This is a genomic window from Falsiroseomonas oryzae (genome assembly GCF_027856955.1).
Lineage (GTDB): Bacteria > Pseudomonadota > Alphaproteobacteria > Acetobacterales > Acetobacteraceae > Falsiroseomonas > Falsiroseomonas oryzae.
The window spans coordinates 1-5,914 of sequence record NZ_JAPSMD010000334.1; the positions used below are offsets into that span (position 1 = coordinate 1).

General features: G+C 72.3%; 7 protein-coding genes. 4 read left to right on the forward strand and 3 right to left on the reverse strand.

Translation table 11 applies throughout. From position 1 onward, the window contains the following. From OZN99_RS23470 to OZN99_RS23485, 4 genes are all read left to right on the forward strand, one after another. On the forward strand, positions 1–257 hold a 257-nt coding region (locus OZN99_RS23470; protein WP_270937680.1), incomplete at its 5' end, for an ABC transporter permease. Then, positions 254–1,228: an ABC transporter substrate-binding protein gene (locus tag OZN99_RS23475; RefSeq protein WP_270937681.1), complete on the forward strand. Its 975-nt coding sequence runs from the start codon at positions 254–256 to the stop codon at positions 1,226–1,228. The genes OZN99_RS23470 and OZN99_RS23475, both read left to right, overlap by 4 nt. Beyond that, positions 1,225–1,701 (forward strand): YaiI/YqxD family protein, encoded by a 477-nt coding sequence (locus OZN99_RS23480; RefSeq protein ID WP_270937682.1) that lies wholly within the window; start codon positions 1,225–1,227, stop codon positions 1,699–1,701. The genes OZN99_RS23475 and OZN99_RS23480 overlap by 4 nt, the downstream gene beginning before the upstream one ends. Before the next feature lie 108 nt (positions 1,702–1,809). Beyond that, a complete protein-coding gene (locus tag OZN99_RS23485; protein WP_270937683.1) occupies positions 1,810–2,259 on the forward strand; it encodes a hypothetical protein in 450 nt (149 codons plus the stop codon). A 34-nt stretch (positions 2,260–2,293) separates the two neighbouring features. On the opposite strand, the gene OZN99_RS23490 is transcribed toward OZN99_RS23485, so the two are convergent. The 3 genes from OZN99_RS23490 to OZN99_RS23500 all read right to left on the reverse strand — a co-directional run. Next, positions 2,294–2,866: a PqiC family protein gene (locus OZN99_RS23490; protein WP_270937684.1), complete on the reverse strand. Its 573-nt coding sequence runs from the start codon at positions 2,864–2,866 to the stop codon at positions 2,294–2,296. Between the two features lie 4 nt (positions 2,867–2,870). Next, complete coding sequence (locus OZN99_RS23495; RefSeq protein WP_270937685.1) at positions 2,871–4,556, reverse strand: PqiB family protein; 1,686 nt, start codon at positions 4,554–4,556, stop codon at positions 2,871–2,873. Then, on the reverse strand, positions 4,556–5,914 hold a 1,359-nt coding region (locus OZN99_RS23500; protein WP_270937686.1), incomplete at its 5' end, for a paraquat-inducible protein A. The genes OZN99_RS23495 and OZN99_RS23500, both read right to left, overlap by 1 nt.

The window sequence follows — 5,914 nt, forward strand, 5'->3', positions numbered from 1 at the left end:
CGGCGCTCGCCTCCGGCCTGCGCGTCGCGGCCGCGGTCGCGCCGATCGGCGCGGTGGTCGGCGAATGGGTGGGGGCGAGCGCCGGCCTCGGCTACCTGATGCTGCACGCCAACGGGCGCAGCCAGACCGACGTGATGTTCGCCGCGCTCTTCGTGCTGGCGCTGATGGCGCTGGCGCTGTGGTTCACCGTGGACCGGCTGCTGCGCCGGGCCATCCCCTGGCAACCCGACAGCCTGCTTTCCGGGAGAGACGCATGATCACCCGCCGCGCCGCCCTTGTCCTTCCGGCACTCGCCATCCCCGCCGTGTCGCGCGCCCAGGGGACGCAGGCGCAGCGCGACCAGCTGACGCTGCTGCTGGACTGGTTCATCAACCCCGACCACGCGCCGATCCTGGTCGCGCAGGAAGGCGGGCATTTCGCGCGCGCCGGGCTGGATGTGCGGATCGTCGCGCCGGCCGATCCGAACGATCCGCCGCGGCTGGTCGCCGCGCGGCGCGGCGACATCGGCATCTTCTACCAGAAGAACCTGCACCTGGCGGTGGACCAGGGCCTGCCGCTGGTGCGCGTCGGCACGCTGGTCGCCACCCCGCTGGCGACGCTGACCGTGCTGCGCGACGGGCCGATCCGCACGCTCGCGGACCTGCGTGGCAAGCGCGTCGGCTTCTCCGTCGCCGGCTTCGAGGAAGCGGTGATGGGCGCGATGCTGGAAAGCGTCGGGCTGCGCCTGGCGGACGTGCGGCTGGTCAACGTGAACTTCGCGCTGTCCTCCGCCCTGATGTCGGGCCAGGTGGATGCGATCGTCGGCGGCTACCGCAACTTCGAGCTGCACCAGCTCGACATCGAGGGGCGCCCCGGCCGCGCCTTCTACCCCGAGCAGCACGGCCTGCCAGCCTATGACGAGCTGATCTACATCGCCCATCGCGACCGCGCGCGCGACCCGATCCTGCGGCGCTTCATCGACGCGACGGAGGCCGCAACGCATTTCCTGGCGAACAACCCCGAGGAGTCCTGGCGCATGTTCATCGCCGGCCCGCGGCGGGAGCTGGACAACGAGCTGAACCGGCGGGCCTGGGCCAGCACGATCAACCGCTTCACCTTCACCCCCGCGGCGCTGGACCGGAACCGCTACGAGCGCATGGCCCGCTTCCTGGCCGACCGGAGGCTGATCCGCAGCATCCCGCCGCTGGAGAGCTACGCGGTAGAACTGCCGCCGGCCGCGCCGCGGTGAACGCGCCCCGCTTCCTGGTGGACGCGGACGCCTGCCCGGTGCGGGACGAGATCCTGCGCGTGGCCGGGCGGATGGGCTTCGAGACGATCTTCGTCTCCAACGGCTCGCGCCCCATCCGCCCGCCGGGCGGGAACACGCGCATCGTCATCGTCACCGACGGCGCCGACAAGGCCGATGACTGGATCGCGGAGCAGGCGACGCCGACCGACATCTGCCTGACCAACGACATCCCGCTGGCGGCGCGCTGCATCGCCAAGGGCGCCTTCTGCCTCTCCTTCAAGGGCCATCCCTGGACGGAGAACAACATCGGCGCCGCGCTGGCCGGGCGCGAGGTGGCGCGGCACCTGCGCGAGATGGGCATGGGCGGCGGCCCGCCGCCGATGGCGCAGGCCGACAGGTCGCGCTTCCTGAACGCGCTGGATGCGGCGGCGCAGGCGGCGCTGCGGCGGGCACGGGACGCGACGGGCCTCTAGGCCCCGCCGCGTCATGCGATAGGCTCCACCATGGCTGGCCAGGCGCCGCGAGTCGCAGCCTGCCGCGCCGCGCGGCACGGCAGCCGCGGGACAAGCAGGGGGCCGCGCATGTTCCCGGACCTGTCGTGGCGGCAAGACTGGTCGCTCGGCCTGATGCTGACCGTCTCGACCGTGGTGATCCACGTCATCGGCCTGTCGCTGATCTACCGATGCGGCGAATGGCTGGCGCGCCTGCTGCTGCGCGGGTCGCGCGGCGGCATCCTGCGGATCGCCGTCGTGCTGGCCCCGCTGGTCGCCGCCGCCTTCCTGCTGCACGCGCTGGAAGCGATGAAATGGGCCAGCGCCTATGTGGTGGTGGGCGCGCTGGAGACCTTTCGCGGCGCAGTGCTCTACTCCTTCAGCGCGATGACCACCTACGGCCATGCGCCGGTCTTCCTGGCGTCCGAGTGGCAGCTGCTCGGCGCCATCCAGGCGCTGAACGGGATGCTGACCTTCGGCATGACGGTGGCCTTCCTCGCAGCCCTGGTCCGCCGCGTCTGGCCCGCCATGCCGCTGTGAGGCTTGCCTCGGCAGGAGCGCCGGGCAGCGCGGGTCAGGCAGCCAGCAGCCCCGCGACCGCATCGGCCAGCTGCCCGAGCGCGGCGCTGGCGGCCGCGACGAAGGCCGCGGTGTCGGGGCCGGAGACCGGGGCGGTGAGGCTCTCCGTCCGCGCCACGTCGCGCCGCCGAGCTTCCCGGTGGCCGATGGCGACCTGGGCGGTCAGCACCAGCGTGCCGGGCGCGGCGAGGCCGAGGCGCTGGAGGTTCACCTCCACCACCGCGTCGGGCTGCACGGTGATCGCGCCCCCCGAGGCGACGACGCTCGATCCCGGCAGGCGCTGCGCCAGGTTCTCCACCAGCACGCGCGTCAGCATCGCGTCCAGCGCCTCCCCCCACCAGTCGTTGCCCGCGACGTCGAGCCGGTACTCGGCCGCCGAGCGCACGATCTGCACGCGGTCGAGATAGCGCGCCAGCGAGACCTCGCGCACGGACACGGTCCGCGGCCCGCCGCGGCGCGGCGCGCCCGGCACCGGCAGGATCGTGTAGAGGTTCGGCTCCGGCGAACGGCAGCCGGCCAGGGCGGCCAGCGCGCCGGACAGGGCCAGGACCTCGCGGCGGGGCACCATCGGCTCAGGGTCCCTGCGTCGCGCGGCCGCGCACCAGCGCTTCCGGGTTGCGGTTCAGCGTGTCCGCCAGGCTGCGCAGCGATCGTGCGGCGACGGTGATCTGTTCAAGCATGCGGTCCAGATCCCGGCGGAACTGCGATTCGTCGCCATAGCCGCGGTTGGCCGAGGCGATCAGCCGGCCGGCCTGCGTCACCGCGCTGTTCAGGTTGTTCACCAGCGGCGGCAGGGCGCGCAGCGTCGGCGCCGCTGCGGCGTCGATCCGGCGCACCGTGTCCTCGGCGGCGGCCAGCGTCGCCTGCAGCGAGGCGAGCGAGGCGGCGAGTTCCGGCCCGCGCACCAGCGCATCCACCCCGGCGATGGTGCTGTTCAGGTTCTCGCCGATCTGCTGCAGCGGCAGCGCGTCGATCCGCGCCATGACCGCGTTCACCTGGTCGATCAGGGAGGCGATCTGGCCGGGCACCGTCGGGAAGACGATCGCCTCCCCCTCCATCGTGATGTCTGCCGCCGCGGCATCGGGGACGAAGTCGAGGGAGATCTGCTGCTGCCCGGTCAGCAGGTTCGCGCTGGCCAGCCGCGCGCGCAGCCCTTGGCGGACCAGCAGGCGGGCATTCTCGACCGGGCCGCGATCGGCTGCCTCCTCGACGGTCGCGATGCGCTGCGGCTCGATCTCGTAGCGCACCGGGATGCGCAGCCGGTTGGTTGCGGCGTCGTAGCGCAGTTCGAAATCCACCACCTGGCCGATGCGCAGACCCTGGAAGACCACCGGCGCGCCGCGCGCCAGGCCGCCGATGGAGTCCGTGAAGTAGGAGACCACGGGGACCCGGTGGGTGAAGGAAGCGTCGTCGGCGGCCTGCTTCGTGTCGAACAGGTCGAAGACCGCATTCGAGGCGACCGCGGGGCCGGTCAGGCGGCCTTCCGGCGTCTCGAAGGCGATGCCGCCGAGCAGCAGGGCGCGCAGCGATTCGAACTGCAGTTGCACGCCTTCCGCGCCCAGCTTCACGGACACGCCCGAGGCGTTCCAGAACCGCGTGTTCTCCCGCACGTAGCGGTCGAAGGGAGCACGGATGAAGCCGTGGATGGTGACGTATTCCGCCATGTCGGCGAGGTCCCAGCCCAGCACCTGCCCGACCTCGAGGTCGCGGTAGAAGATCGGCGAGCCGACGTTGATCGAGCCGATCCGCTCCGCCCGCAGGCGGAAGGTGCGGCCCGGATCCTCCGAGGTGAGCAGCGGCGGAACCTCGAGCCCGACGAAGTCGCGCCGCGCCGCGCCGCCCGGTGCGCTGGGCGAGACCTGGATATAGGACCCCGAGAGCAGCGTATCGAGCCCGGAGATGCTGCCGGCGAAGAGCCGCGGCTTGACCACCCAGAAGCGCGCATGCTCGGTCAGCAGCGGCTCCGCCGCGCGCGTCGTGCGCACCGTCAGCGTCACGCGCTGCAGGTCGTCCGCCAGCGCGATCGCCTCCACCGTGCCGATGGTCACGTCGCGGTAGCGCAGCTGCGACTGGCCCGCGGTCAGCCCGTCCGCGGCGCGGAAGGTGATGGTGATAGTCGGGCCGCGCTGCGCGTAGCTGTGCCAGACCAGGTAGGCGGAGATCAGCACCGTCACGATCGGGATCGCCCAGATCGCGGAGACGCGCCGGCTGCGCCCGACCTTCGCCTTCACCACCGCTTCCGGATGCACGCTGTCCATCACGCCTCCGCCCGCTGCGCGCTGCGGTGGGCATTGTGCCCCGCGGCGTCCCATATCAGCCGCGGGTCGAAGCCCTCCGCCGCCAGCATGGTCAGGATCACCACGGCGCAGAAGGCGATGGCGCCGACGCCCGGCTCGATGCTGACCACCGCGCCGAACCGCACCAGCGCCACCAGGATCGTCGTCATGAAGATGTCGATCATCGACCAGCGCCCGATGGCGTTCACCGCCGCATACAGCCGCGTGCGGTCGCGCAGCCGCGAGGTCCATCCCTGCCGGCAGGACAGCAGCAGCATGGCCAGCCCGACCACCTTCAGCATTGGCACCGCGACGGAGGCGAAGAAGACCAGCGCGGCGAGCGGATAGAGGCCGGCCTCCAGCAGTTCCACGACGCCGCCCAGGATGGTGCTGGGCGCACCGGCGCCGAGCTGGATGAAGCTCAGCACCGGATAGACATTGGCCGGGACGTAGAGAATGGCGGCGGCGATCAGCAGCGCCACGGCGCGCGCCACGGCGTCGGGTTTCCGCGCATGCAGCGCGCTGCCGCAGCGCGGGCAGTGGTCGTCGTGGTGGTGCGGCAGGCTGACCAGGCCGCAGGTGTGGCATCCCACCGCGCCTGCCTCCGGCGTGCTGGCGGCGATGGCCGCGTGGTCGATCCCGGCGGGCGGCACGCCACGCCGCTCCATCTCCTCCCACACCGCCTGGCGGTCCAGCACCGCCTCCGCGGCGATCATCGTCAGCATCAGCAGCGCCAGGGCATAGAGCGCCAGGCCGAGCTCGATGTGCACGAGGTCCACCAGCTTGGTGTAGGCGACGGCCACGCCGAGCAGGAACACCTCCACCATCGACCAGGGGCGGAGATGTTCCACCATGGCATAGACCCGCCGGACGTGACGGGGCGGGCGCGCCAGACGCAGGCCGCCGAGCACATAGACCATCGCCGCCAGCTTCAGGATCGGCGCGACCACGGTGGCGAACAGCACCACCACGGTCAGTTCCCACAGCCCGCTGCGCCCCATGTCCACCGGGCCGGAGAAGATGCTGGCATGACGTGTCATGCCGGCCGTGCTGACCGTCATCAGCGACATCGTGCAGGCGACGCCGAACAGCGAGAGTGCGGCAAGGTTCAACGCCAGCGCGCGCCCGAGCGGGTCGCGCTGCGCGCGGCGCAGCAGCGCGCCGCAGCGCAGGCACCGCGCCGATTCGCCGTGGACCAGCGATGGGATGGTCTGGAACTGGCCGCAGCTCCGGCACTCGCACAGCCGCGCGGGCGTGCGCCAGGTCTCCGTGCCGGCCACGGGGGGCGCGTCGCGGCCGGGGGTGGCGGCGGCCGTGGTCACGGCGCCGGGCTGCCTGCC